This is a genomic window from Bacillus sp. P4_D3, assembly GCF_056401855.1.
In genome coordinates this window covers 1-3,213 of the sequence record NZ_JBFUIN010000360.1, presented here as the reverse complement: position 1 = coordinate 3,213, position 3,213 = coordinate 1, and the positions used below count along the sequence as shown (strand labels likewise).

At 36.9% G+C, this 3,213-nt stretch carries 3 protein-coding genes; all 3 read right to left on the bottom strand.

The annotated features are described in order from the left end of the window. The coding region (locus tag AC1DTM_RS21040) for an acetyl-CoA C-acyltransferase (protein ID WP_477000790.1) at positions 1–1,060 on the bottom strand (1,060 nt) is incomplete at its 3' end. Between the two features lie 10 nt (positions 1,061–1,070). Beyond that, positions 1,071–2,516, bottom strand: coding sequence for an acyl-CoA synthetase (locus AC1DTM_RS21035; protein WP_016105835.1), 1,446 nt, complete (start codon positions 2,514–2,516; stop codon positions 1,071–1,073). A gap of 65 nt (positions 2,517–2,581) precedes the next feature. Continuing rightward, positions 2,582–3,157 carry a biotin transporter BioY gene (locus tag AC1DTM_RS21030; protein WP_002111152.1) on the bottom strand — a complete coding sequence of 192 codons (576 nt, stop codon included), beginning with the start codon at positions 3,155–3,157 and terminating at the stop codon, positions 2,582–2,584. Positions 3,158–3,213: the final 56 nt, after the last annotated feature.

Below are 3,213 nucleotides of genomic sequence, written 5' to 3'. Positions count from 1 at the left end.
GCCCTATTCCACCACCAATTCCTAACGTCGTAATTCCATATTTCATATGCTCTCTTTGTGCTTGATAAAACAAACGTGTCACAAGCATAGCTCCAGATGCACCGTACGGATGACCGAGCGCAATTGCTCCACCATTTACATTTAATTTTTCAAAAGGAATTTGTAACTCCTTTGCACAAGCAACAACTTTTGAAGCAAATGCTTCATTTATTTCAAAACAATCAATGTCCTCTACTTTTAAATTCATTTCACTTAATAATTTATTCATTGCAAATATCGGACCAGTCCCTGGAAGATTCGGATCCACTCCAACTACAGCACTATGAACGAAACGAAGAACAGGCTTATATCCTAATTTCCGAGCTTGCCCCTCTTCCATTACAAGAACAGCACATGCTCCGTCGTTTACACCACACGAATTACCTGCTGTTACCGTTCCATTTTGTAAAAATACAGGTTTCGTTCTCTTAATCATTCTTTCATAATTCATTTCTCGCTTAATAGATTCATCTAATAATCCATTAAGTGATAATATTTCATCTTGTATATATCCATTTTCTAACGCTTGTAATGTCCGGTTATAACTAAGACAAGCGTACTCGTCTTGCATTTCCCTCGTTATGTTATAACGCTCCGCGACATATTCAGCCGCTACTCCCATATCAGGATCACCAATTGTTTCAGGTGAAAACCGCGCTCTCTTTTGAAAAGGTGACGTACTTGTACTCTCTACTCCCCCGGCGATATAACAATTACCTGCTCCCCCTTGAATGAGATGACACGCCGTACGTACTGCCTCCAATCCAGCACCACATTGCCGGTCAATCGTTACACCAGGAATATGATAACCGAGCCCTGCTTCTAAAGCAGATAATCTTGCAACGTTACCTCCTGGTCCAACGACATTTCCTAATATGACATCATCTATTTCTCTCTCAATTCCTTTACTTAGAAACGTAAGAAGCGGCGCTACTAATTGCTGAACTTCATAATCTTTTAACATCCCATTCTTCTTACCGATGGGTGTTCTTTTCGCCTCCACAATAACCGCTCTATTCATATATCTTCTCCTAGTTTTCAATCATATTTTTTGCTGCAACACGAGCAATCTTCCCGCTATTTGTATAAGGTATTTCATCAACAAAATGCCATTCTTTCGGTATTTTAAAAGAGGATAATCGTTGTAAGCAAAAACTCTTTAATTGTTGCTTCGTAGCACTTCCTTTTACGATAGCGACAGGCTTTTCACCCCAATAATTATCTTTCACACCAACTACAACAATTTCTTCAACAGCTGGATGCGTATATAACAAACTTTCTATCTCTTCTGGGTAAATATTGATTCCTCCAAATAAAATCATGTTCTTCTCTCTACCAACAATATATATAAAGCCTTCTTCATCTTGGTAACCCACATCCTGCACTGTCATCCAACCATCCTTGGACAATTGCGGGATTATAGCTCCATCCGATACATAGCCCATAAAAAACTGATCACTTTTTACATAAACAGTTCCTACCTCGCCTACCTGTACTTCTTCTCCTACTTCATTACATACTCGAACTTGTACATTATGACAGGGTTTCCCTACTGAATTCGGCTTTCTTTCACTCTCTTTATCGACCAATTCCGTTACAAAGCTTAGCTCCGATGCACCATAAAATTCATATCTTTTTGCATAAGGAAACATATTCTTCATCTTTTCTTTCGCTTCAGCTTCCCATTTCGCTCCTGACGAAATAATTTTCATTTCACCTTCAATTACTTTATTTTCTTTATACAAAGACTCAAGCATTGTAGGAACTGTATACATTACAGAAATATTCTCTACCTTTATACTAGATAGCACTTGAACTGGTACAAACTTTCTCATTATGTGTACCGTTTGCCCTAAAAACAATGCACTTATTGCCCCATATAAGAATAAAGAATGAACAAGCGTCCCAGCTATTAAAATAGAATCTGTATTTTTCATATGAAAATCATGTACATTACAATCAAAACTATGTACCCATGACTGTTGAGCACGTAAAAATGCTTTTGCTTTCCCAGTCGATCCTGATGTAAATCCCATATAAAAAGGAGCGTTTTGTACATTTTCTACAGGATTATATGCAGGAGGATAGTTCTCAATCATTTCTTTCCATTCTTCAATCTCAATAACCCTTCCTTCTTCGCACGATATATCACTAAGCCTATACTGCTCCGCCACAATAATATCCGGTTTACTAATCGATATTCTTTCTTTAAGTTCATCTCGTTTCCATTTTATATCTAACGGCACACAAACCCATCCAGCCATTGCGGAACCCGCAAATATTTGTAAAAACTCAGTACAATTTTCTAATACAATTGCTACTGTTTTATTCTTCGATTCTTTTTCATTCAACCAGTTTGCTACTTTACAAACTGACTCGAACCAATCTTTATATGTTAACACTCTATCATTTTCTTTAATCGCTATTTTATTCGGTTGTAAAGAGGCATACTTTTTGTATTCTTTTGTAATCCCCATATGTGACGTCCTTTCTTTACAAAATAATAAAGAGAAACACGCAAGTAACGTGTTTCTCCTTTTTCTTATCCTGCATTTGTAATTTTTTTATTCTTTAAAGCAGGCGTAATAATATGTTTCAATGAGCGATGTAATCTTGTCACAAGAATCGCTGCTATAGTCGCCTTTATGCAATCACCTGGTAAAAATACGACACTTACTTTCATCGTTTCCCATACGGAAATATCCATTACGAAAGCTTGGACAATGATACCAAATACATAAACTACGAAAATACCACCAATTATATTAATGCATAATACTTTTATAATAGAAACTTCACGTAAACGCTCAATTAAATATCCAATGACAAACGCTCCAACGATATAACCAAGTAAATATCCTGCACTTGGCCCAACAAATACACTTGGACCCCCTCGTCCACCAGCAAGTAATGGTGCTCCAACTCCAACTATAAGTAAGAAAATAAGCTGACTTAATGCACCGAGACGTGATCCTAACAGTCCACCAGCAAGCATAACACCAAGTGATTGTAATGTAATCGGAACTGGTGTAATAGCAAGAGCAATCGGAGGGATTAATCCTAGCACTCCCATAATAGAACTAAATAAAGCGACGAAAACTAAGTTTTTTGTATTCATGTTTGCTTCTCCTATTTGTAAACTTAAAATATTTTTTAGGTAACATATTATAGGAG

What these genes read in the sequence shown, in the direction of transcription:
- AC1DTM_RS21030 (WP_002111152.1), bottom strand. Translation starts at nt 3,157, where the DNA reads ATGAATACAAAAAACTTAGTTTTCGTCGCTTTATTTAGTTCTATTATG.
- AC1DTM_RS21035 (WP_016105835.1), bottom strand. Translation starts at nt 2,516, where the DNA reads ATGGGGATTACAAAAGAATACAAAAAGTATGCCTCTTTACAACCGAAT.